This is a genomic window from Xanthomonas sp. NCPPB 3761 (assembly GCF_041475705.2).
Classification (GTDB): domain Bacteria; phylum Pseudomonadota; class Gammaproteobacteria; order Xanthomonadales; family Xanthomonadaceae; genus Xanthomonas; species Xanthomonas phaseoli.
The window spans coordinates 1,286,846-1,309,913 of sequence record NZ_CM191262.1 but is presented as its reverse complement, the minus strand read 5'-3'; the positions used below and the strand labels follow the sequence as shown (position 1 = coordinate 1,309,913).

Here is a 23,068-nt window from a genome sequence, read left to right as displayed (position 1 = left end):
TGCCCTATGCCGCCTTGTTTGCCTCGAGAAAATCCTGCGCAAACCGCTGCAAGACGCCTCCTGCCTCGTAAATCGATACTTCCTCTGCTGTATCCAGACGGCAGGTCAACGGCACCTGCAGTTGCTCGCCATTGCGCCGGTGGATCGACAAGGTCAGCGTGGCGCCGGGCGTGCGCTCACCCACCACGTCGAAGGTTTCGCTGCCATCGATGCCCAGGGTCTTGCGATCGGTGCCCGGCTTGAACTCCAGCGGCAGCACGCCCATGCCGATCAGGTTGGTGCGGTGGATCCGCTCGAAGCCTTCGGCAACGATCACTTCCACACCGGCAAGCCGCACGCCCTTGGCTGCCCAGTCGCGCGAAGACCCCTGCCCGTAATCGGCGCCGGCAATGATGATCAGCGGCTGCTTGCGCGTCATGTAGGTTTCGATCGCCTCCCACATGCGCAGCACCTGGCCGTCCGGCTCAAGACGCGCCAGCGAACCAGCCTTGACCTGCCCATCGACCACCGCCATTTCGTTGATCAACTTTGGATTGGCAAAGGTGGCGCGCTGTGCGGTGAGATGGTCGCCGCGATGGGTGGCGTAGGAATTGAAGTCCTCCTCCGGCACGCCCATCTGCGCCAGGTATTGCCCTGCCGCACTGCCGGCCATGATCGCGTTCGACGGCGACAAATGGTCGGTGGTGATGTTGTCGCCCAACACGGCCAGCGGACGCATGCCGCGCAGCGTGCGCGCACCGGCCAACGCGCCTTCCCAATATGGCGGGCGCCGAATATACGTGCTGGCCGGGCGCCACTCGTACAACGGGTTCACGCTGATTCCGTGCCCCACGCTGCGCTCGAACATCGGGTCGTACACGCTGCGGAAGTGTTCCGGCTTGACGCTGCGCGCCACCACCGCATCGATCTCGGCATCGCTCGGCCACAGGTCCTTGAGCGTGACCGGCACGCCGTCGGCGTCGATGCCCAGGACATCCTTTTCGATATCGAAGCGCACCGTACCGGCAATGGCATAGGCAATCACCAGCGGCGGCGATGCGAGAAACGCCTGCTTGGCATACGGATGGATGCGCCCATCGAAATTGCGGTTGCCCGAGAGCACTGCCGTGGCATACAGATCGCGATCGATGATCTCCTGCTGGATCGCAGGATCCAGCGCACCGCTCATGCCATTGCAGGTGGTACAGGCAAACGCCACGATGCCGAATCCCAACTGCTCCAGCTCGCGCAGTAAACCGGCTTCTTCCAGGTACAGCTGCACTGCCTTGGAGCCCGGCGCCAGCGAGCTCTTCACCCACGGCTTGCGGGTCAAGCCACGCGCATTGGCATTGCGCGCCAGCAAACCGGCCGCGATGACATTGCGCGGGTTGGAGGTATTGGTGCACGAAGTAATCGCTGCGATGATAACGGCGCCGTCAGGCATCTGCCCCGGTACCTGCTCCCACGCACCGGCAATCCCTCGATCCGCCAGTTCGGTGGTGGCCACGCGCTTGTGCGGATTGGACGGCCCGGCCATGTTGCGTACTACGCTCGCCAGATCGAACTGCAGCACGCGCTCGTAGTGCGCGGTGGCCAGATCGTCGGCCCATAGGCCGGTATGCCGCGCATAGGTTTCCACCAATGCGACCTGCGCATCGTCGCGACCGGTCAAGCGCAGGTAATCGATGGTTTGCTGGTCGATGTAGAACATCGCCGCCGTCGCACCGAATTCCGGCGTCATGTTGGAGATGGTCGCGCGGTCGCCGATGGTCAGCGCACGCGCACCATCGCCGTAGAACTCGAGATACGCCCCAACCACGCGTTGCGCGCGCAGGAATTCGGTCAATGCCAGCACGATGTCGGTGGCGGTGATGCCCGGCGCCGGCCGGCCGGTCAATTCCACGCCGATGATGTCCGGCAGGCGCATCCACGAGGCGCGCCCCAGCATCACGTTCTCCGCCTCCAATCCGCCCACACCCACCGCGATCACGCCCAGCGCATCCACATGCGGCGTATGACTGTCGGTGCCCACACAGGTATCCGGAAACGCCACGCCGTCCAGCGTATAGATCACTGGCGACATCTTCTCCAGATTGATCTGATGCATGATGCCGTTGCCTGGCGGGATCACTTCCATGTTTTCGAACGCGCGCTTGGTCCATTCGATGAAATGGAAGCGATCGGCATTACGCCGATCTTCCACGCTACGATTCTTGGCAAAGGCCTGCTTGTCGAAGCCGGCGTATTCCACTGCCAGCGAGTGATCCACGATCAACTGCACCGGCACCACCGGATTGACCTGTGCCGGGTCGCCGCCCTGCTCGGCAATGGCATCGCGCAAGCCCGCAAGATCCACCAATGCGGTCTGACCCAGGATGTCGTGACACACCACACGTGCCGGAAACCACGGAAAATCCAGATCGCGCTTGCGCTCGATCAACTGCCCCAGGTACGCCTCCAGCATGTGTGGCTCTGCACGCCGCACCAGGTTCTCGGCATGCACGCGTGCGGTGTACGGCAAGCTCGCATACGCACCGGGCTGCAGTGCATCGACGGCGGCACGTGCATCGAAGTAATCCAACGAGGCGCCCGGCAAGGGCTTGCGGTACTGGCTATTCATGGCTGGCGATATCACAAGGCGGCCGAGCAGTTTGCATTCACTTTGTCCTTCTCCCGCAAGCGGGAGAAGGTTCCCGACGGGCGGATGAGGGAACGGGGAAACCAGGGAATAAGGCTATGAGGGCCGGCATCGCCCTCATAGCGACTCAAGAACGCTGATCCAGCGGCACGAACACCTGATCTTCCGGCCCGGTGTAATTGGCCGAGGGCCGAATGATCTTGCCGTCCACGCGCTGCTCGATGATGTGCGCGCTCCAGCCGGCTGTGCGCGCCAGCACGAACAGCGGGGTGAACATCGCCGTCGGCACACCCATCATGTGGTAGCTCACCGCACTGAACCAATCCAGGTTGGGGAACATTTTCTTGATGTCCCACATCACGCTCTCCAGGCGCTCTGCGATGTCGTACATCTTGCGGCTGCCCTGTTCATCGGACAGCTCGCGCGCCACCTCCTTGATCACCTTGTTGCGCGGGTCCGACACCGTGTACACCGGATGGCCGAAGCCAATCACCACTTCCTTGCGTTCCACACGCGCCTTGATATCGGCTTCTGCTTCATCTGGGGTGTCGTAGCGCTTCTGCACTTCGAACGCCACTTCGTTGGCGCCGCCATGCTTGGGGCCACGCAGCGCGCCGATGCCGCCGGCGATGGCGCTGTACATATCGCTGCCGGTCCCGGCAATCACGCGGCACGCGAAGGTGGACGCATTGAATTCGTGCTCGGCATACAGGATCAGGCTGGTGTGCATCGCGCGCACCCACGAGTCCTTGGGCGCAAAGCCATGCAGCAGATGCAGGAAATGCCCGCCGATTGAATCGTCGTCGGTCTCCACCTCGATGCGCTTGCCGTTGTGGCTGTAGTGATACCAGTACAGAAGCATCGAACCGAGTGAGGCCATCAACTTGTCGGCGATATCGCGCGCACCCGGGTGGTTGTGGTCGTCTTTTTCCTGCTGCAGACAGCCCAGCACCGACACGCCGGTGCGCATCACATCCATCGGATGCGCTGACGGCGGCAACTGTTCCAGCGCAGTTTTCACCGCTGCCGGCACACCGCGCAGCGAGCGCAGCTTGGCCTTGTAGCCACGCAGTTCGCCGCTGTTGGGCAGCTTGCCGTGCACCAGCAGGTACGCAATCTCTTCGAACTCGCTGGTGGTGGCCAAGTCGAGAATGTCGTAACCGCGGTAATGCAGATCGTTACCGCTGCGCCCCACCGTGCACAGGGCCGTGTTACCGGCGGCAGTGCCGGACAAGGCAACGGATTTTTTCGGCTTGAAACCAGGAGTGACAGTGTCGTTCATGCGATGAGCTCCCAAACTGTGTGGTGTCGCGGCGTGGCGTGCGAGGTGGCAATGAAGTTGGTCAGCAGCGCGCAATCATGCGCCTTTGCGCGCAAACAACGCATCCAGGCGCTGCTCGTAATCGTGATAGCCGATGCGTTCGTACAGCTCCTCGCGCGTCTGCATGCTGTCCAGCACGCCCTGCTGATGGCCGTCGCGCCGAATTGCGGCATAGACCGCCTCGGCGGCCTTGTTGGCAGCGCGAAATGCCGACAGCGGAAACAGCTGGATCGCCACGCCGGCTTGCGCCAACTGGTCGCGCGTAAACAGCGGGGTCTTGCCGAATTCGGTGATGTTGGCCAGCACCGGCACGCCTACCGCATCGACGAAGCGTTTGTAGGTCTCCAGGTCGTAGGCAGCTTCGGCGAAGATGCCGTCCGCACCCGCTTCCACGCAGGCGATGGCGCGTTCGATCGCCGCATCCACGCCTTCCATCTGGATTGCATCGGTGCGCGCAATGAGGAAGAACGCCGCATCGGTCTTGGCATCGGCCGCGGCCTTGACCCGATCCACCATCTCGCCCTGGCTCACGATCTCCTTGCCCGGCCGGTGACCGCAGCGCTTGGCACCAACCTGGTCTTCGATATGGCAGCCGCCCGCGCCCGCCTTGATCAGCGACTTGATGGTGCGCTCGATATTGAACGCGCTCGGGCCAAAACCGGTGTCCACATCCACCAACAGCGGCAACTCGCACACGTCGGTGATACGCCGCACGTCGATCAGCACATCTTCCAGCGTGTTGATGCCCAGGTCCGGCAACCCCAGCGACCCGGCCGCCACGCCGCCGCCTGACAGGTAGATCGCCTGATAGCCGGCGCGTTGCGCCAACAGCGCATGGTTGGCATTGATCGCACCGATCACCTGCAGCGGCGATTCGGCAGCCAATGCTGCGCGAAACCGCGTGCCAGCGGAGGGAGTGGACGAGGGCGTCATGGCGGTTCCTTGAGTGGGATAACCGTACAGGCGCAAACACCATGCCAAGTGCAAACCATTGATTCCTATGGACTCCTGCCGGCCAGCCGTTGCACGAATGCAACAAATGAGCCACTATGAAACACCTATGAAACGCGACAACGTCATGCGCAGCCCTGTCCTCCCGGAAACCGCAGACGCCTCCTTGCCCATCATCTGGACCGTCAGCGTCTCGCGCCTGACCGGCCTGCTGGCCGATGTCATTCCCGAGTTCGACCAGCGCGCGCGCATCGAGCAGATCAACCTCGGCTTTGCCGAAGCGGTCGAGGTCATCGGCCAGCGCCTGCGCCGCGAGCGCTGCGACGCGCTGGTGGCCGGCGGATCCAATGCGGCGTACCTGCGCAGCCGGCTCGCGCTGCCCTTGGCACCCATCCAGGCCACCGGGTTCGATCTGATGGAAGCGCTGGCGCGTGCGCGCCGCATTGCGCCACGCATCGGCGTGGTCACCCACGCCACCGATGTGCCGTCGTTCCGCGCGTTTCAGCACAGCTTCGATCTGGAAATCGAACACCGCCGTTTCGTCACCGCCGAAGACGCACGCCACTGCATCGCCGATCTGCGCGCCAGCGGCATCCAGGTCATTGTCGGGACCGGCATGGCGATCGATTTCGCCGAGCAGGCCGGGCTGCCTGGCGTGCTGCTGTATTCGGCCGATTCGGTGCGTCACGCGCTGGAACAGGCCATCACGCTGGGCGGCGCCCCAGGCACCGATCGCGTCGCCGGCCGTACCGCTCCTCGCCGCGCGCGACGCGCCGACGCCCTGCTGGGCGAAGACAGCGCAATGCGGGGCGTGCGCGATCTGGTGCAGCTCTACGCACCGCATGCCGGCACCGTGTTGATCAGCGGCGAAACCGGCACCGGCAAGGAACTGGTCGCGCGACAACTGCATGCCGGCAGTCGTCGCCGCGGCCGTTTCGTGGCGATCAACTGTGGCGCCATCAGCGAATCGTTGCTGGAGGCGGAACTGTTCGGCTACAGCGACGGCGCCTTTACCGGTGCCCGTCGCGGCGGCCACACCGGTCTGATCGAAGCTGCGCAGGACGGCACGCTGTTTCTCGACGAAATCGGCGAATTGCCGATGCCGTTGCAGACCCGGCTACTACGCGTCCTGGAAGAACGTGAAGTGCTGCGTGTCGGCGCAACCGTGCCCGTTGCGATCGACGTGCGCGTGGTTGCCGCCAGCCTGCAGGAACTGCAGCAGTTGGTCGAACAGGGCCGCTTCCGCCGCGACCTGTTCTATCGCCTTGCCGCGCTGCGCATTGCACTACCGTCGCTACGACACCGCCACCGCGACATTGCCTTATTGCTTGCGCATTTTTTCCAGCAACTCGGCAGCATGCCATCGCCGCTATCGCCAGCTGCACTGCAATGCCTGCAACACCACAGCTGGCCCGGCAATGTGCGCGAGCTGCGCAATTTGGTGGAACGGCTATGCATTCACTGGAAAGCCAAACCGCACGACAGCCTGAGTTTGGAGCAACTCGGACGCTGGGCGCCGGAATTATTCGATACTCCTCCCGACAACCGCGGCGCACCGCTTGAGCATGCCGATTTGGCGACTTCTCGCCTGCAGCTCACCGCCAGCGCAGTCCGCGCAGCGCTCGACCGCGCCAACGGCAACCGTACCCTCGCCGCGCAAGCGCTCGGCGTCTCGCGCACCACGCTGTGGCGCTGGATGCAGGCGCAGGCGGTGGCGTCGCGTACATAGGGCAAGCGCGAACTCGCACGACTGATCGGACCACACAGGCATGCGCGGCCTCCACACTCAAGCGGCAGATGACGGCATGGCATGCGCGCTCGGCGCATGGATGCCCAGCCCACGCTGACCACCGTGTGCGCCGCAATCAAAACGACATGAGGCAGCTATCTGGTGACACGATCAACTCGCCTGCCGCAACACCGCGCCTCCATCGCAGTCATTGACCAAGCGTCTTGCCGTCACTTGACCCGCGTGTACTCGGTATCGCCCGTGCTCAACTTGCCGGTCGCCTCATCGATCGCGTAGTTGACCGTGCCCACCCCGTTGGACACCTGCAGCACGCCCTTGGTCAGCAATGCCGGATGATTGCGGGTCTTGACGCCATTGCCGAACAGCTCCGGCTGGGTGTCGCGAATGATGAAGCTCTCGCCATTGTGCTCGATGCTCAGCACGTGCTTTTCCGACTTCACATTGACCCACTTGCCCACGAATTGCTCGCCCACGTCGCGCGCACACCCGGCCAACAGCAACGTCGCAACCAGCGCACTTCCAAGCAGCGTCTTCATCGCCACTCCATCTCGATCCGGGGCCTTGCAGGATGGCAAGTCCCTGTCGAGCTCGCAAGGCACCCGTCCTAGCGAAAAGTGCTTAAACGCAGCGTCTGTCGCGGATAGTGCCGGACTCCGCTCTCAGTTAAGCACGGCGATACCAGCACCGCAGCTGGTTGCTCTCGCAGTCGATAGGCCAAGCAAACCGTGCAGCGCCCAGTTCAACGATGAACCTGCCTCGTCAAAGTGCTGTCGGGATCGAGCAGATAGATCGCGTCGTTGATGAGTAGCAGTTGTTCATTGAGAAAAATGGTCTCGCTGACTGTTAGGCCCTGCATCCCAGGAACAAGATCCAGCTGCCGCCACCGAAGCGGCAGCTCTGCCTTACCGAAAGCCCAGTCATCCCTACGATGGGCATATGCGTTACGCAAGGCGCGCAGCAAGACAACTGCGGGCTCACTTTTATCGCTCCGCTTGAGGCCTGATGCCAACGCATACCTCCACATGGCATCAGAGATTTCGACGATTGCTTGACGCGCGGTCTATCGAACCACTTCCTGCGCGCGCTCGCGCAACTGTTCCGGGTAAACCTTAAAGGCCCGGTTCACGCCAAGACCGGGAAATGGCTCGGTAGCAATGTAGTGGCCATCGATAGTGAGCTCAAAGGGGACCCCTGCGTTCCCGGCCTCCCGCATGTCACGGAAGCCAGCGATCGCATGCCATACCGCCGAGTTGGCGGTGGTGACCGCCTGTATCGCTGCATCGAAAGGTGACTGCCGCGCAGCCATATCACCAAGCCTGTGATTGATGCGCTGCAACTACGAAAAAACCGGCTTTCGCCGGCTTTCGTTTGACACTGAATTCATGGTGGGCGGTACAGGGTTCGAACCTGTGACCCTTGCCGTGTGAAGGCAATGCTCTACCGCTGAGCTAACCGCCCGGTGACGCGAGCCGCACATTATAGGGCAGCGGCGGCGGTCGTCAACAACTGTTTACCTGCTCTCTTTCACGCCACCCAGATCGCACGCTCATCGCACCGGTCTGCCGCGATGACGTAGCAGCTCTACCGCGAGCCTCACGGGCATCTTGCCCTGCCCCTGCCCCTGCGCATGCCGCTTACATCGTATGCGTCGGCTTGTCCGAGGTGGTCAATCCGGCCAGCAGCGTCTCGATCTTGTTGCGTACCGCCTCGCCTTCCGGGCCGTCGGGGAACTGCACGCCGATGCCGGCGGCGCGGTTGCCCTGCGCGCCGGCAGGCGTGGTCCAGATGACCTTGCCGGCAACCGGCAGACGCTCGCTGGAGTCCGGCAGGGTCAGCAGCAGGAAGACTTCGTCGCCCAGCATGTAGCGCTTGGGCGTGGGCACGAAGATGCCGCCGCCTTTCACGAACGGCATGTAGGCGCTGTAGAGCGCTGGCTTGTCTTTCAACGCCAGCGACAAAATGCCTTGGCGTGCATTCATTGCACTCATCGAGTTCCCCTAGAACGTGGCTGGCGCTCTCCCTCGCGCCAGGACAGCAATAATTCCGTCACTGCCAGGTCGGCGCGGACGGTGGTGCGCAGCAGATCGCGGGTGCGGTTGGCAGCGTCGAACCAGGTCGCCAGCTTGTGCAACCGCGATGGATCGGTCAAGCCGGCCGATGCCTGTGCCAATGCCAGATCGGCGGCATGGCGCAGGCGTTGGTCGGCCTGGCCATCGTTGGTCCACCGCTGCGCGACATCGACGGCGCCGGCGCGCCCACTGGCGATCTGCTCCAGATCCTGCGCAACCGCGCGCCGCACGGCCAGGCCATCTTCGCGCAACCACTGCGCGGCCAGGCCGGGGTGGCCGCGCGCGGCGTCCAGCGCTTCCTGCGCGGCGCGCTCGCTCACACCCTGGGACAGCAACCAGGCCAGCGCCTCGTGCGCGGGCGGCAGCTTGAATTCCAGGCGCTGGCAACGGCTGCGGATGGTCGCCGGCAGACGCGCTGGCTGCGCGCTGATCAACCACAGGTAGCGCCCTGGCGAGGGTTCTTCCAGGGTCTTGAGCAATGCATTGCAGGCCGAGCGATTGATCGCATCGGCCGGGTCGACGATCACGACCTGGGCGATGCCGTACTGCGGGGTCAGCGCGAGCTTCTGCGAAATTTCGCGCACCTGCTCGATGATGATCTCGGTACGCAGTTTGTCGCCGGTGCGATTGGGAATGAACGAGACCAGTTGCAGGTCCGGATGGGTACCGGCGGCAATCAGCTGGCGTGTGCGCTGCGCCAGCGCCGGGTCTGGCGAACTGGCCAGGACGTGCTCGGCCAGGGCCAGGGCGACCGCGCGCTTGCCCAGACCTTCCGGGCCGCAGATCAGCAACCCATGTCCGAGCCGCCCCGCATCCAGCGCAGCCACGGTCTGGTCGAAGGCGCGCTGCTGCCAGGGCGAAAATGCGGCGGTCATGGCGTGGTCTCCGTCTGCGGCGTGCTCGGCAGCCGGCGGCGCTGCAGATAGCGCGCCACCGCTGCGTTATGTTCGGCCAACGTGGCCGAAAACGCGTGCGCGCCGGTGCCATCGCCCACCGCCACGAAATACAGCGCTTCGCCGGGCGCCGGCCGCACCGCTGCCAGCAGCGCCTCGCGCACGGGCATGGCGATCGGCGTCGGCGTCAGGCCGGTGCGGGTGTAGGTGTTGTACGGCGTATCGGTGGTCAGGTCGCGGCGACGGATATTGCCGTCGTAGCTGCTGCCGATGCCGTAGATCACGGCGGGGTCGGTCTGCAGCTTCATGCCCAGCTGCAAGCGGCGCAGGAACACCCCGGCGATGAGCGGGCGCTCGGAGGCCAGCGCCGTTTCCTTTTCGATGATCGAGGCCAGGATCAATGCCTGCTCCGGGGAGGCGAGCGGCAGGTTCGGGGCGCGCTGCTCCCAGGCCTGCGCCAATGCCTTGTCCATGGCCGCATGCGCGCGCTTGAGCACATCGATGTCGCTGTCGCCACGCTGGTACACATAGGTCTCCGGCAGGAAGCGTCCCTCCGGATGCTGCTTGGCAAATCCCAGCCGGGCCATCAGTGCCGCATCGTCCAGCGCATTGATGGAATGCTGCAGCGGCGTGGCAGTCGCCAGGGCGGCGCGCAGCTGACGGAAATTCCAGCCTTCCACGATCGTGAAACGGTATTGGATCACCCGCCCCTGGCGCATGCGCGTCAGCAGCTCACGCGGCGAAAGCGCCGGCGACAGCGCATACTCGCCCACCTTGAGCTTGCCGGCCGCACCGACCTGGCGCGCCAACAGCTGCCATTCCAGCTCGGTGCCCTGCGCCAGGCCGGCAGCGCGCAGTTTGCGCAATGTGGCCTTGAGCGAATCGCCGGGCGCAATCACCACGCTGGGCGCGCTCGCGGCCACGGGGGTATCGGCGAAGTGCAGGTAATGCCGCCACGCCACCACGGCGGCAATCGCCAGTAGCGCTGCAAGCAGCAACACCGTGCCCAGCACGGCCAGACATCCGCGTTTGCCAGTCACCGCCACACCCACCTCGTCATTGCCGCTGCGCCGCGCAGGATACCGCGCGCCGGTGATGTCCCGTTGAAGCGCTCATGTCTGCTCGATCGCACGCAACACGCCACGCGCCTTGGCGCGGGTTTCGTCCAGCTCGCGCTGCGGATCCGAATCCACCACGATCCCGGCCCCGGTGCGGAACCGCACCTGGCGACCGGCCACCTCGGCAGTGCGGATCAGGATATTCAGATCCATGTCGCCATCGCGATTGAGCCAGCCCAATGCGCCGGTATAGGCCCCACGCGCAGTCTGTTCGAGCTCGGCGATGACCTGCATGCAGCGCACCTTCGGGCAACCGGTAATGGTGCCACCGGGAAACACCGCGGCAATCACCTCACCGGGCGTTACCCCGGCGCGCAGGCGCCCGCGCACGTTGCTGACGATGTGATGCACATGCGCATAGCTCTCCACGCACATCAACTCGTCCACCTCCACGGTGCCCGGCGCGCAAAGGCGGCCCAGGTCGTTGCGCTCCAGATCGATCAGCATCACGTGCTCGGCGCGCTCTTTCGGATGCCCCACCAGCTCACGAATACGTGCGGCATCGTCGTCGCCGGCAAACCGCGCGCGCGTGCCGGCGATCGGGCGCGTCTGCACCACATCGCCCTGTACCGAGACCAGCCGTTCGGGCGAAGAACTGGCCACTGCACGCCCGGCCGCCACGAACAGGCCGGCGAACGGCGCCGGATTGGCTGCACGCAGGCGCGCATGCAAGGCGGCAGGATCGACCACCGCAGCGAATGCCGCGTGCCAGGCGCGCGAGATATTGGCCTGGAACACATCGCCGGCGCGCAGGTAATCGAGCACGCGCTCCACTGCCGCGGTAAAACGCTCGGGGGCATCTTCGTCCACCGCAAGCGGACCGGCCCAGGCAGGCAGCGGCGGCAGTGCGGCGCAGGCAGCAATGTCCTCGCCGATCTGCTGCAACAACTCCTCCCGACCCGGCTCTGCCAGCGCCACGCAGCGCCCGTGCAGGCGATCGCGCAGCACCGCTGCCGGCGCGCGCAAGGCCAGCGCGGTGGGCACGCCATCGCTGCGCGTCGGCAGTTGCAGAATCGGTTCGACCTGCGCTGCCAACTCGTAATCCAGCAATAGCGCCCAACCGCCGCGAAATGGCCAGGGGCTCGCAGGCGCGTGCGGCACCCGCTCGGCCTGCCAGGCGGCATCCAGCGCCGCCAGGAAACCGCCCTCCAGCACTTGCCCAGTGCCATCGCGCGTGCGTCCGTCCGGATCCAGCCGCAGGCATGGCCCCTCCGCCAGCAGCAGGACATCCCAGCGACCATGCTCGGTGCCGGAAGCGCTGGATTCCAGCAGGGCCGGATAGCGTTGCGGTGACAGCCGATGCAACGCCAGCAGGTCGATGTCCGCATGCAGTGATCGGGTAAGCGTCATCGGTCCGGCATGGCGTGAGGTACAGGCGCGCCGCTGCCGTACGCAGCGCACGCGAGGAGTGGATCAACGGTTGATCGCAGGATGGAACATCAACCCGCACGCCGGCAGTGCTGCGGCAGCCAGGCAGATCGCGCGCCGATGACGGCGACGCGACCGATTTACAGAATCAAACGCGCTTGAACACCAGCGTGCCGTTGGTGCCGCCAAAGCCGAAGCCGTTGGACATCACCGCATCCACCTGCACCTCGCGCGCGACGTTCGGCACGTAATCCAGGTCGCAGCCGTCGCTTGGCTCTTCCAGGTTGATGGTCGGCGGGATGATGCCGGTGTGCAGCGCCATCACCGAGAAGATCGCTTCCACACCGCCGGCCGCGCCGAGCAGGTGTCCGGTCATCGACTTGGTCGAGCTCACCATGGTCTTGTAGGCGTGATCGCCCAGCGCGCGCTTCATCGCCATCGTTTCGGCCAGGTCGCCCAGCGGCGTAGAGGTGCCGTGCGCGTTGAGGTAGCCGATCTGCTCGGGATTGAGCTTGGCATCGCGCAACGCTGCCGCCATGCTGCGCGCCGCGCCCTCGCCGTCTTCGCTGGGGGCGGTCATGTGGAACGCATCGGAGCTGGCGCCGAAGCCGACCAGTTCGGCATAGATGCGCGCGCCACGCGCCTTGGCGTGTTCGTACTCTTCCAGCACCAGCACGCCGGCGCCGTCGCCCAGCACGAAGCCATCGCGCTGCTTGTCCCACGGCCGCGAGGCGCCGGTGGGATCATCGTTACGGGTGGACATCGCTTTCATCGCGCAAAAGCCGCCCACCGAACTCGGCGAGGAGCCGCGCTCGGCACCGCCCGCCAGCATCACGTCGGCATCGCCGTGCTGGATCATGCGCATCGCGGTGCCGATCGAATGATTGGACGTGGCGCAGGCCGATACCGCCGAGAACGTCGGGCCCTTCAGCCCTTTGATCAGGCTCACCTGGCCGGGCAGCATGTTGATAATGGTGCTGGGCACATAGAACGGCGAAATCTTGCGCGCGCCGCCCTCATGGAATTTGATGGTCTGCTCTTCAATGCCGAGCAGGCCGCCGATGCCGGAGCCGAGAATGGCGCCCACGCGTTCGGCATTGCTTTCGTCGATTTCCAGGCCGGAATCGTCCAGCGCCATGAACGAGGCGCCGACACCGTAGTGGATGAACGAATCCATCTTCTTGACGTCCTTGGCGGACACAAAAAGCGTGGGGTCGAAATTCTTGATTTCACCGGCGATCTTGGTGGTGAACTGCGAGGCATCGATCTGCGTGATCGGGCCAATGCCCGAGCGGCCGTGGACGATTCCATCCCAGCTGGTGGCCAGATCATTGCCCAGCGGCGACACCATGCCCATGCCGGTAACGACAACACGACGACTCATTGCAGATCTCCTCACCACGGAACGGACGGTGCTTGGGGTTTGCGGGTGACACTTGAAAAACACAGGGCCGCATCAGCGGCCCCATGGAATGTCTGATGCGGCAGCGGCTTGATGCACGCCGCCGCGATCAGGAACAACGCATCAGCTCTTGACGTGAGCCTTGACGTAGTCGATCGCCTGCTGCACCGAGGTGATCTTCTCGGCTTCTTCGTCCGGGATCTCGCACTCGAACTCTTCTTCCAGCGCCATCACCAGCTCGACGGTGTCCAGCGAGTCGGCACCCAGGTCATCGACGAACGATGCGCTGGTGGTGACTTCCTCTTCCTTGACGCCGAGTTGTTCGACGACGATTTTCTTGACGCGTTCTTCGATGGTGCTCATTGGGGATATCGCTCCAGCTGGAGTAGTGGTGGTTCGAGTTTCAGGATCCCCGCACACGATGTGCGGTGCTCCTGTGAGGGACTCACAAAATGCCATCGCTGCTGCGATGGCCGCGTTGGATAGTGTAGTGGAAGCGACCGGGCCTTGCATTGCATCACAACTCCCGGCCGATCAGCCACTTAGCGCCTCCCGGCGCCGCACGCTTACGGCATGTACATGCCGCCGTTGACGTGCAGGGTCTCACCGGTGATGTAGCGGGCCGTCGGGCCGGCCAGGAACGCCACCGCATTGGCGATGTCTTCCGGCTGGCCCAGATGACCCAGCGCAATCTGTTGCAACAAGGCGGTCCTGGCCTCGTCCGGCAGCGCCTTGGTCATGTCGGTGTCGATAAAACCGGGCGCCACCACATTCACGGTCACCCCGCGCGAGCCGATTTCCTTGGCCAGCGATTTGGAGAACGCGATGATGCCGGCCTTGGCGGCGGCATAGTTGGTCTGGCCCGGATTGCCGGTCACGCCCACCACCGAGGCGATATTGATGATGCGGCCCTTGCGCGCCTTCATCATGCCGCGCATGACCGCTTTGGAGGTGCGGAACACGCTGGTCAGGTTGGTGTCGATGATCGCCTGCCAGTCGTCGTCCTTCATCCGCATCAACAGATTGTCGCGGGTGATGCCGGCGTTGTTGACCAGGATCGAGATGGCGCCGAACTCCTTGCCGACGGCATCGATCAGGCCATCGACCGCAGCCGCGTCGGTGACGTCCAGTTCACGGCCGTGTCCGCCGTGGGCCGCCAGACGCTCGCCGATCGCCGCAGCGCCGGAGGTCGAGGTGGCGGTGCCGATGACCGTGGCGCCCTGGGCGGCCAGGGTGTCGGCAATGGCCGCACCGATGCCACGACTGGCGCCGGTGACGAGGGCGATTTCGCCCTGCAGGGGCTTGCTCATGATTGCTGTTCCTCGATGGGGGACGCCGCAACCGTGGCCGCGAACGTCGAGGGATGCCGGCACCACCGGCAGCGGCGTTGGATCAGTGCGCCCACGCGTCGAGCGCGCCGGCATAGTCGGCAGGTGTTGCCAGCGGCCGTGCGTCCAGGCTCTTGTCGATCCGCTTGATCAGCCCGCTCAGCACCTTGCCCGGGCCGCATTCGGCAACGCGGGTGATGCCCCGGCTGGCGAGCGCCTGCACGCAGCCGGTCCATTGCACCGGCAGGTAGAGCTGCTCCACCAACGCCTGGCGGATGGCCGTGTTGCCTTCATGTACGCGCGCGTCCACGTTCTGCACCACCGGAATCTGCGGGGCGTGCCAGGTCAGCCCGGCCATCGCCTCGCCGAGCTGGTTGGCGGCATCGCGCATCAGCGGGGTGTGCGATGGCACGCTCACGGCCAGCTGGACCGCCTTGCGCACGCCGCGTTCGGCCAGTAGTGCCAGCGCGCGATCCACCGCCGCAGCGTGGCCGCCAATCACGATCTGACCGGGCGAATTGAAATTGGCCGGCACCACGACGTCGCTACCGGACGCCTGCTCACAGACCTCCTGCACCACGGCATCTTCTGCGCCCAGCACCGCAGCCATCGCGCCGACGCCCGTCGGTGCCGCAGCCTGCATGAACTGGCCGCGCAACCGCACCAGATGCGCACCATCGTGCAGCGACAAGGCGCCGGCCGCGACCAGCGCGGTGTATTCGCCCAAGCTGTGTCCCGCCAGCAGCGTCGGGCGCTGCCCGCGCTGGGCAGTCCACAGCCGCCACACCGCCACGCCCGCGGCCAACAAGGCGGGCTGGGTGTATTCGGTGCGATTGAGCATTTCTTCCGGGCCGCCCTGGGACAAGGCCCACAAGTCGACGCCAGCGCCCTCGGAGGCTTCGGCAAACGTGTCGCGAATCTGCGGGTGCAGTTCGGACAATTCGGCCAGCATGCCCAAGGACTGCGAGCCCTGGCCGGGAAACACGAAGGCGAGAGTGGATTCGGTCACGCGTTGCTGCCTACAAAAATCGAGCCGGGATCATACGTGCGAAATCGCCCCGGCGTCTGTACTGCCGCGTATGCAGCTGGCCGCGCGGACGTGTCGCCACGTCGCAAAACCGCACACCGGGCGGGGTCGGGCCGTGCGCGCAACGGCAACAGTCGCGCTGACGCGCCGCTATTCGGGTTCGATGATGAAAGCGCTGCCGGCGAAGGCCGCGCGGCCAGCGCCCGCAACGCCAGCGAAGAAGCTGAAGGGCCGGGCGCCCCCAGTGCTGCCAGCTGCGCCTTGCCTACCCCGGCAGCGGGAATGCCGCCGCTTGTCCACGCAGCACCCCGTCCGCATCGACCAGCTGCCAGACCACACCCTCGGCGATCCGGAAGCGTGAACCATCCTTCGCGATCCGCACACCCGCGTAGTTGCTTACGATGCCGTCGCGGGTGACCGCATCGAGCAAACGCTGACGTTCCGCTCGTTCCGGCAATTCTGCCGATAGCCGCGATGGCATGCCGACGAACTCGCCCCAGCTGTAGCCGAAAACGCGCTGCGCCGCCTGGTTCGCATAGACAAACCGCGGGTCTGCATCGGTATCGTGCGCAAGCAGGGCGAAAGGCGCATCGCGATACAGCCAATCGGGCTCGATCGGTCGATCCGCGACCAGCGGGCGGCCTGCAAACCGCCGGTAGCTACCGGTGAGCAAGGCGGCGAAGACGGGGTCGTGGGCGGGGTGCATGCGCCGAATTTACCTGCCCGCCGGCCTGCCCGACGCCCTGGCCCGCAAACGGGTCGCATCCGGCGAATCAAGCGAATCACGTGACCTAGGACTGGGCGCTGCCTGTCACGGAAATTCAAGCGCTCCGAAACCGTACACACGCCCCGGGAGGCAAAATTGCCACCGCTGCAAGGTAAAGACGCGCGCCCCCGCCATGCACGAATCCGCTTGAGTGGACGTGCGCACCTATTTGCGCGCAGGACGCAGAAACCTCAGTAGCGCAGCAGCGCCGAGCCCCAGGTGAAGCCGCCGCCGAAGGCTTCCAGCAACAGCAACTGGCCGCGCTGCACGCGGCCCGAGCGGACCGCCTCGTCCAGTGCCAGCGGTACCGACGCAGACGACGTATTGCCATGGCGATCCACGGTGACGACCACCTGCTCCATCGGCAGCTCCAGCCGCTTGGCAGTGGCTTCAATGATGCGCAGGTTGGCCTGATGCGGAATCAGCCAATCCAGGTCGTGCTTGTCGTAGCCATTGGCCGCCAGGGTCTCGTCGACCACCGAGTCCAGCGCCTTGACCGCATACTTGAAGACGTCGTTGCCCTTCATCAGCAACGCGCCGCCGCCATTCTTGCCTTCGCCGAATCCCACCGAGACCCCCACCGGATCCCACAGCAGCTCTTTCTTGCTGCCATCGGCGTGCAAATGGGTGCTGAGGATGCCGGTTTCTTCGTCGGCCTTGAGGATCACCGCGCCGGCACCATCGCCGAACAGCACGCAGGTGGTGCGATCAGTCCAGTCGACGATGCGGGTCAGGGTTTCTGCGCCAACCACCAGCACGGTCTTGGCGTCGCCACTGCGTACGAACTTGTCGGCCACGCTGAGCGCGTAGACAAAACCCGAGCAGGCAGCATTGACGTCCATCGCGCCGCAGCCGACATTGCCCAGCCGCGCCTGCAGCAGGCAGGCCGTGGACGGAAAGATCAGGTCGGGCGTGGTGGTGCCGATGACGATCAGATCGATCTCGTCGGCGGTCACGCCGGCCGCTTCCATCGCCTTCAGCGAGGCGAAATACGCCAGATCGCTGGTGGTCTGGTCGTCGGCAACGATGTGACGTTCACGGATGCCAGTGCGCGAGAAGATCCATTCATCGCTGGTGTCGACGATCTTCGACATGTCGTCGTTGGTCAACACCTTTTCGGGCAAATAGCTACCCGTGCCCGCGATTCTGGAATAGATCCGCTTGCTCATACTGTTCCCTGTTGCAAGAGCCGCGGTGACCGGCGGCTCCTGAAGAAGCGAGAGTCACCCGGCCGCGTCGAACGCGGCGGGCGCCACGGATCAATCTTCTTGGACGGCCGACGACTTGGTCGCGATCACCTTCTTGCCGCGGTAGTAACCGTCAGCGGTGATGTGGTGGCGCAGATGGATCTCGCCGCTGGTCGGGTCGGTCGACAGCTGCTTGGCGGTCAGGGCATCGTGCGAACGACGCTGGCCGCGGCGGGACGGGGTGACACGGGATTTCTGCACAGCCATGGGATTGCTCCAACTTTAGTTCGATAACTTGTCTGTTGAGTCGAACAGCACGCTCTACGCCCGCCTCGACCTGTCTTACCGCCCTTAACAGCGGCGGTTACTGTTTCTTCAACGCTGCCAGCGCCGCGAACGGACTGGCCTTGTCTTGCTCTTCCTGGGTCGGAACCCATTCGGCGTCGATCGCTTCGCTATCCGGCGCCACCGGCACCACTGGCACTGACAGCACCAGTTCGTCCTCGATCATGTCGACCGCCCGCAGCATGCCATCTTCCGGCACCAGCAACGCTTCGTACTCGGCCGGCAATGCAGCTTCGTCGGCCTCGTCACGGATCAAACCAAGACGCTGTCTGATTTGCACCGGGTACAGAAAGCGTTGCAGGCTGCGCTGGCAGGCCAGCGGAAGCTCCACATCGATACTGAGTTCGACATAGGCGACCTTGAGCAGAGGGTCTTGATCGAATTGAAGCGAATAGACACATTCGCCGTCGGTATCGACAAGACTTCCCTGCAGACGGGTCATCGCAGAGAGCGGGATGCGGCCATCGAAGCGCCTGCGCGCTGCGACCATCCGCCAAGCATCCAGCATTTCGGGCACGTTCGCGGACATAAGCCGCAGAATGTTAAAGACCCGCGGCAGCCCTGTCAAATGACCCCATTCACGCGATTGCCGCATGGGCCGCGGAACGGCAGACTCCCCTGCCCACCCCGGTAGCGCGCCATGATGCCACGCCTGATCCTTGCTTCCACGTCTGTCTATCGGCGCGAGCTGCTCGGGCGCCTGCAGCTCGAGTTCGACACCGTCCGGCCGGAGGTCGATGAGCAGGCACAGCCGGGCGAATCCCCGAGCGCACTGGCCAGCCGCCTGGCTGTGGAAAAAGCCGCCGCGGTGGCAGCCCGCTTCCCGGCCGCCTGGGTGATCGGCTCGGACCAGGTCGCCGACCTGGACGGCCAGGCGTTGGGCAAACCCGGCACGCGCGAGCGTGCCCGGATGCAGCTGACTGCCATGTCCGGCCAAACCGTGCGCTTCCATACCGCCGTCAGCCTGGTCGGCCCGGAACGCCAGCTGCACGCACTGGACCTGACCGAGGTGCAGCTCCGCGCGCTGACCATCGCCGAGATCGAACGCTACCTGGACGCCGAACCGGCCCTGGATTGCGCCGGCAGCTTCAAATGCGAAGGCCTGGGCATCAGCCTGTTCGACGCGATCCGCTCGCAAGACCCCACCGCCTTGGTGGGCCTGCCGCTGATTGCACTGGCGCGGTTGTTACGACAAGCGGAATTTGACCTGCCTTGAGTGATCGACAGCGATGACCCAATAGAACGCAAGACCTCGTTTGCAATCAGGGCGCCAGAATCGAGTCAACCGCTTGAACCACCAGACGCGAAGGCAAGCCCAAAAACCAGGGGTTACCTCTTACCCTGGGAGCACGAAGACATGAGGGAGCAACGTCTGCATGCGCCAATGCCCGTTCGTTCCCAGCCAGAAGACACTCAGGGTTCCAATCAGTCCGGCGGCGTATGCCGTAGCACCCAGACGCTCAGTTTGAACCAGACATCGCAGCATCCACACTGCCAGCAACGCCGACGCAACACCCACCCGAATCTGCAGCCATTGATCTCGATAAAACCATCTGAGCTCGGCAAGACGCAGCAGGTTGGGCAAGACCTCACGATGTCCGTTGTCCCACCGCAAGTACAGTCCGTGGCCAAGGCTGGCTCAGGAGGTTGTTTGCGAATCGCCATGGATCGGCAGAGAGCACCCTGGGCGACAACGACCATTGCCAGCACGCCGACCACTCAATAGAACCACTTGGCACCAACCAGCAGCTGGTGCGAGAGCCTGCCCTAAGCCCGGCCTGCTCCCAGCCGGTCGCCGGAGTCGCTGGATAAAGCCTTATATTTGCGCGGCGATTGCTTTTCCTTCATTGCCTTGTCGGCTAGCAGCGGCCGTCTCACGACGGGGAGCCAAGCACATGGCCTGTGGGTGCATTTTAGCGACCGCCAGCGCGACCAACCGTTTTTGGTTCGCCCGTTACCTCTGACAGGTTGCAACTCCTCACCGACAGCTACGTCTTCGGTCCGAGAAGCAGGACGACGTAGAAGATTGCTTGAGCAGCGTGGCGACTCTTGCGGACCGCTCTAGTGGGCGCTTGATCGCTGCAACTGGGCATTATCTCTGACAGTGAGAGGTTGCTCCCACCAATCTTCCACGCTGCCGTCGCGGCCGTGCAGACGTAGTCCCAACCAGTGCGTGCCGGGCGGCAAGGCGTGGGTGTCGAGCGTGGCCGTGAAACCGACGTTGGGGTGCTGTGGGTCGTTGGAAATTTTCCAATACGGGCGCACGTCCAGCGCACTGCCATAGTCGGCGTTCGCCACCGGGCGGCCGTCGAGTAGCAGCTCGACATTCGCCAGCCCCACGCCATCCTTGAAGGCCCAGCCACGCACCTCAAACGTGCCGGACACGAAGACGTTCGGCAGCGGTGCGTCGATCCAGGCCATCGCCGGGGTCACGCACGGCCCGGGCTGGCGTTTTGCAGGCAGTGCGAACAGCAGGAAGCGCTGATAACCATGGTCGGTAGAGACCACCGTCGGTGGCGGTAGCGGGCCGACCATGTCGCAGATGGCGTGATAGCGCTTCAACAGATCGCGGTAGCGCTGATCGCTGGGCGAGAGCACCAGCAGCCGTGGCCCGGTGCGCGTGCCATCGCTGAGCAAGCCCCACTGCTGCAGCTGCGCGCTGCGCCCGTGCTTATCATTCAAGTCGGCACGCAGCACCTCGATCCTGGCGTCGTGCAACTGGAAGCCGAGCTCGGCGCCCACCTTGAAATTTTCTGCCAGCACGCGCGTGCCTGGCGGCATCTGCGCCAACCGGGATTTGACCGCATGCGCCAGATCGTTCCAGCCGGCGAAGTTGCGCGGGTAGTATTTTTCGCCAGCGGCATGCGCGCGAATCGACGGCACCGACACCGCCAGGTAGTAGCCGTATGCGCCGAGCATGCCGAGCAGCGCAAGCAGCCAGGCGGCACGCCGCAGCGCATGCGGCCACCGCATCAGGATCATCGGCACTGCCACCAGCAGCGCCAGATAGCCGGGCAGCGGCCAATGGAAGCTGATCCGCTCGGCATCGCTGAAGAAGCCCAGCACGAAGATCGCCACGGTCGAAATGCCGCCGAGCAGACCGAAATAGCGCCATTGCGCGCGCGAGCCGCCACCGCTGCGGGTGCCGGCCAGACCCACCTTGACCATCGCCCAGGCCAGTAGCGGCGTCACCGCCACCGTCTGGATCAGCAGGAACCACAGCCCGCCGATCTGGAACCGCCACGGGTGCCGGTCGACCAATTGAAAACGCAACCCGGCATCGTCGTGGTCGGTATTCCAGAACAGCAGCGGCAGCCAGCTCACCGCGCCGACGGTCAGTGCCATCCAGATGCGTGGGTCGCGCATCACCGCACGCCCCTGCGGGATGCACAGCAATGCGATGCAGCCCACCCCGATCACCCCGACAAAGCGGTAGTGGCTGAGCGCGCCGATGACCAGGCCAATGGCGAGCTCCAGCGCGCTGGTGGCATCGACCTCGCGCAGCAGGCGCGCACCGGCGTCCATGCACAACACCGCCGCCAATGCCATCGGCACATCCGGCACGGCCAGAATGCCCAGCGTGGCCGACAGCGGCATCAGCAAGGTCAGGCTGCCAGCTTGCCACCCCAGCGTGGAGCCGAACCAGCGCGTGGCGATATGCGCGATCAACCAGGGAATCAGCGCAGAAATGGCCAAAAACGGCAGCCGCAACGCCAACAGATGATGTCCGCCCAGCTCCACGCCCAGCCGCGCCAGCCAGGCGGTCATGCCCGGCAGATCCGAATACGCCGCCGCCAGATGCTGGCCTTCCTGCCAGTAGAAGGCCTCGTCGACGAAGAGCGGCAAGCGTGCGGCGATCAATAGCTTGACGGCTGTCGCCAGTGTCCACAGGATCACGAAGGTGCGATGTGCGCGTTGGTCCCCCTGCATTGCCCTGTGCACTCTTCTTTTCCACCTACGGAATTGTGATGTCGACACCGCTGCGTTCCACGGAAATGCTAACCGATGCGCTGCGCCAATCGCTGCGGCGCGCGCAAGACCAGGTCAATTCGCTGCTGCTGGGCAAGGCGCAGGAAGTGCGGCTGGCATTCGTGGCCTTGCTGTCCGGAGGACATTTATTGATCGAGGACCTGCCCGGCCTGGGCAAGACCACGCTCGCCCATGCGATGGCCTCCAGCCTGGGGCTGGGCTTCCAGCGCGTACAGTTCACCTCCGACCTGCTGCCGGCCGATGTGCTGGGCGTGTCCGTTTACGACGCCGCCTCGCGGCAGTTCCAGTTCCACCCCGGCCCGGTGTTCACCAACGTACTGCTGGCCGACGAAATCAACCGGGCTCCGCCGCGCACGCAAAGCTCGCTGCTGGAGGCGATGGCCGAGCAGCAGGTGACGCTGGATGGCGTGACGCATGCCTTGCCGGAGCCGTTTTTCGTGATTGCCACGCAGAACCCGGTCGATCTGTCCGGCACCTTCCCGCTGCCGGATTCGCAGCTGGACCGCTTCCTGCTGCGGCTGAGCCTGGGCTACCCCAGCGCCGATGCCGAGCGTGCGCTGCTGTCGGGCACGGATCGGCGCGAACTGATTGCCCAGGCCGCCCCGCAACTGAGCGACGCCGACGTGGTCGCGCTGCGCGGGGTGGTCAACCAGATCCATACCAGCGATGCGCTGATCGGCTATGTGCAGGCCCTATTGCTGCGTAGCCGCCAGCATGCCGGGGTGCGCGTAGGCCTGTCGCCACGCGCCGGGATCGCCCTGCTGCGCGCGGCCAAGGCCCATGCACTGCTGCTTGGGCGCGAGCATGTGCTGCCCGAAGACGTGCAGGCGTTGTTCGTGGCCGTGGCCGGGCACCGGCTGGTGCCGGAAGCCGAATCGTCGTCCGGGCCGGCACTGGCCAAGGCGTTGCTGCACAGCGTGCCGGTGGACTGACCCA

Annotated in this window: 20 protein-coding genes, 1 tRNA gene and 1 pseudogene; 3 read left to right on the top strand and 19 right to left on the bottom strand. The window is 64.7% G+C overall.

Translation table 11 applies throughout. The features are described 5' to 3' along the window. Positions 1-4: 4 nt before the first annotated feature. The 3 genes from acnD to prpB all read right to left on the bottom strand — a co-directional run bounded on the left by acnD (position 5) and on the right by prpB (position 4,871). Complete coding sequence (acnD, locus tag ACCQ00_RS05810; protein ID WP_039583841.1) at positions 5-2,599, bottom strand: Fe/S-dependent 2-methylisocitrate dehydratase AcnD; 2,595 nt, start codon at positions 2,597-2,599, stop codon at positions 5-7. A 145-nt stretch (positions 2,600-2,744) separates the two neighbouring features. Next, the gene (gene prpC, locus ACCQ00_RS05805; protein ID WP_372354082.1) at positions 2,745-3,899 is read right to left on the bottom strand and encodes a bifunctional 2-methylcitrate synthase/citrate synthase; all 1,155 of its coding nucleotides are present in this window, start codon (positions 3,897-3,899) and stop codon (positions 2,745-2,747) included. A gap of 75 nt (positions 3,900-3,974) precedes the next feature. Beyond that, a complete protein-coding gene (prpB, locus tag ACCQ00_RS05800; RefSeq protein WP_039572867.1) occupies positions 3,975-4,871 on the bottom strand; it encodes a methylisocitrate lyase in 897 nt (298 codons plus the stop codon). 127 nt (positions 4,872-4,998) lie between these two features. On the opposite strand from prpB, the gene prpR reads away from it, so the two are divergent. Then, on the top strand, positions 4,999-6,618 hold the full coding sequence (gene prpR / locus ACCQ00_RS05795) for a propionate catabolism operon regulatory protein PrpR (RefSeq protein ID WP_039572870.1): 1,620 nt from the start codon (positions 4,999-5,001) through the stop codon (positions 6,616-6,618). 230 nt (positions 6,619-6,848) lie between these two features. On the opposite strand, the gene ACCQ00_RS05790 is transcribed toward prpR, so the two are convergent. The 15 genes and pseudogenes from ACCQ00_RS05790 to ACCQ00_RS05720 all read right to left on the bottom strand — a co-directional run bounded on the left by ACCQ00_RS05790 (position 6,849) and on the right by ACCQ00_RS05720 (position 18,671). Continuing rightward, a complete protein-coding gene (locus tag ACCQ00_RS05790) occupies positions 6,849-7,175 on the bottom strand; it encodes a hypothetical protein (RefSeq protein WP_039572873.1) in 327 nt (108 codons plus the stop codon). A 203-nt stretch (positions 7,176-7,378) separates the two neighbouring features. Further along, positions 7,379-7,945, bottom strand: a pseudogene (locus ACCQ00_RS05785) (hypothetical protein). Positions 7,946-8,022: 77 nt separating this feature from the next. Beyond that, positions 8,023-8,097, bottom strand: a tRNA-Val gene (locus tag ACCQ00_RS05780). 176 nt (positions 8,098-8,273) lie between these two features. Further along, complete coding sequence (locus tag ACCQ00_RS05775) at positions 8,274-8,627, bottom strand: PilZ domain-containing protein (protein WP_003483889.1); 354 nt, start codon at positions 8,625-8,627, stop codon at positions 8,274-8,276. After that, positions 8,624-9,583 (bottom strand): DNA polymerase III subunit delta', encoded by a 960-nt coding sequence (locus ACCQ00_RS05770; RefSeq protein ID WP_039572876.1) that lies wholly within the window; start codon positions 9,581-9,583, stop codon positions 8,624-8,626. The genes ACCQ00_RS05775 and ACCQ00_RS05770 overlap by 4 nt, the downstream gene beginning before the upstream one ends. Beyond that, complete coding sequence (gene mltG / locus ACCQ00_RS05765; protein WP_039572879.1) at positions 9,580-10,653, bottom strand: endolytic transglycosylase MltG; 1,074 nt, start codon at positions 10,651-10,653, stop codon at positions 9,580-9,582. The genes ACCQ00_RS05770 and mltG overlap by 4 nt, the downstream gene beginning before the upstream one ends. A 60-nt stretch (positions 10,654-10,713) precedes the next feature. Further along, on the bottom strand, positions 10,714-12,069 hold the full coding sequence (locus tag ACCQ00_RS05760; protein ID WP_039572882.1) for an aminodeoxychorismate synthase component I: 1,356 nt from the start codon (positions 12,067-12,069) through the stop codon (positions 10,714-10,716). Between the two features lie 166 nt (positions 12,070-12,235). Further along, a complete protein-coding gene (fabF, locus tag ACCQ00_RS05755) occupies positions 12,236-13,471 on the bottom strand; it encodes a beta-ketoacyl-ACP synthase II (RefSeq protein ID WP_017155788.1) in 1,236 nt (411 codons plus the stop codon). A 141-nt stretch (positions 13,472-13,612) separates the two neighbouring features. Then, positions 13,613-13,852 carry an acyl carrier protein gene (gene acpP / locus ACCQ00_RS05750; RefSeq protein ID WP_002814322.1) on the bottom strand — a complete coding sequence of 80 codons (240 nt, stop codon included), beginning with the start codon at positions 13,850-13,852 and terminating at the stop codon, positions 13,613-13,615. A 203-nt stretch (positions 13,853-14,055) separates the two neighbouring features. Beyond that, positions 14,056-14,799: a 3-oxoacyl-ACP reductase FabG gene (gene fabG / locus ACCQ00_RS05745; RefSeq protein WP_039572885.1), complete on the bottom strand. Its 744-nt coding sequence runs from the start codon at positions 14,797-14,799 to the stop codon at positions 14,056-14,058. A gap of 82 nt (positions 14,800-14,881) precedes the next feature. After that, on the bottom strand, positions 14,882-15,826 hold the full coding sequence (fabD, locus tag ACCQ00_RS05740; RefSeq protein ID WP_039572887.1) for an ACP S-malonyltransferase: 945 nt from the start codon (positions 15,824-15,826) through the stop codon (positions 14,882-14,884). Between the two features lie 283 nt (positions 15,827-16,109). Beyond that, positions 16,110-16,550 carry an MEKHLA domain-containing protein gene (locus ACCQ00_RS05735; RefSeq protein ID WP_039572890.1) on the bottom strand — a complete coding sequence of 147 codons (441 nt, stop codon included), beginning with the start codon at positions 16,548-16,550 and terminating at the stop codon, positions 16,110-16,112. A 251-nt stretch (positions 16,551-16,801) separates the two neighbouring features. Continuing rightward, complete coding sequence (locus ACCQ00_RS05730) at positions 16,802-17,779, bottom strand: beta-ketoacyl-ACP synthase III (protein ID WP_031421440.1); 978 nt, start codon at positions 17,777-17,779, stop codon at positions 16,802-16,804. Positions 17,780-17,869: 90 nt separating this feature from the next. Then, the gene (gene rpmF, locus ACCQ00_RS05725; protein WP_003483870.1) at positions 17,870-18,064 is read right to left on the bottom strand and encodes a 50S ribosomal protein L32; all 195 of its coding nucleotides are present in this window, start codon (positions 18,062-18,064) and stop codon (positions 17,870-17,872) included. Between the two features lie 97 nt (positions 18,065-18,161). Next, the gene (locus tag ACCQ00_RS05720; RefSeq protein ID WP_039572894.1) at positions 18,162-18,671 is read right to left on the bottom strand and encodes a YceD family protein; all 510 of its coding nucleotides are present in this window, start codon (positions 18,669-18,671) and stop codon (positions 18,162-18,164) included. Positions 18,672-18,782: 111 nt separating this feature from the next. Between ACCQ00_RS05720 and ACCQ00_RS05715 the strand changes: the two genes are divergently transcribed. Beyond that, on the top strand, positions 18,783-19,358 hold the full coding sequence (locus ACCQ00_RS05715) for a Maf family protein (protein WP_039572898.1): 576 nt from the start codon (positions 18,783-18,785) through the stop codon (positions 19,356-19,358). 845 nt (positions 19,359-20,203) lie between these two features. Here ACCQ00_RS05715 and ACCQ00_RS05710 read toward each other — a convergent pair. Then, on the bottom strand, positions 20,204-22,072 hold the full coding sequence (locus tag ACCQ00_RS05710) for a glycosyltransferase family 39 protein (RefSeq protein ID WP_039572901.1): 1,869 nt from the start codon (positions 22,070-22,072) through the stop codon (positions 20,204-20,206). Between the two features lie 38 nt (positions 22,073-22,110). Here ACCQ00_RS05710 and ACCQ00_RS05705 point away from each other — a divergent pair, with 38 nt between their 5' ends. Next, positions 22,111-23,064 (top strand): AAA family ATPase, encoded by a 954-nt coding sequence (locus ACCQ00_RS05705; RefSeq protein ID WP_039572903.1) that lies wholly within the window; start codon positions 22,111-22,113, stop codon positions 23,062-23,064. The last annotated feature ends 4 nt before the right edge of the window (positions 23,065-23,068 follow it).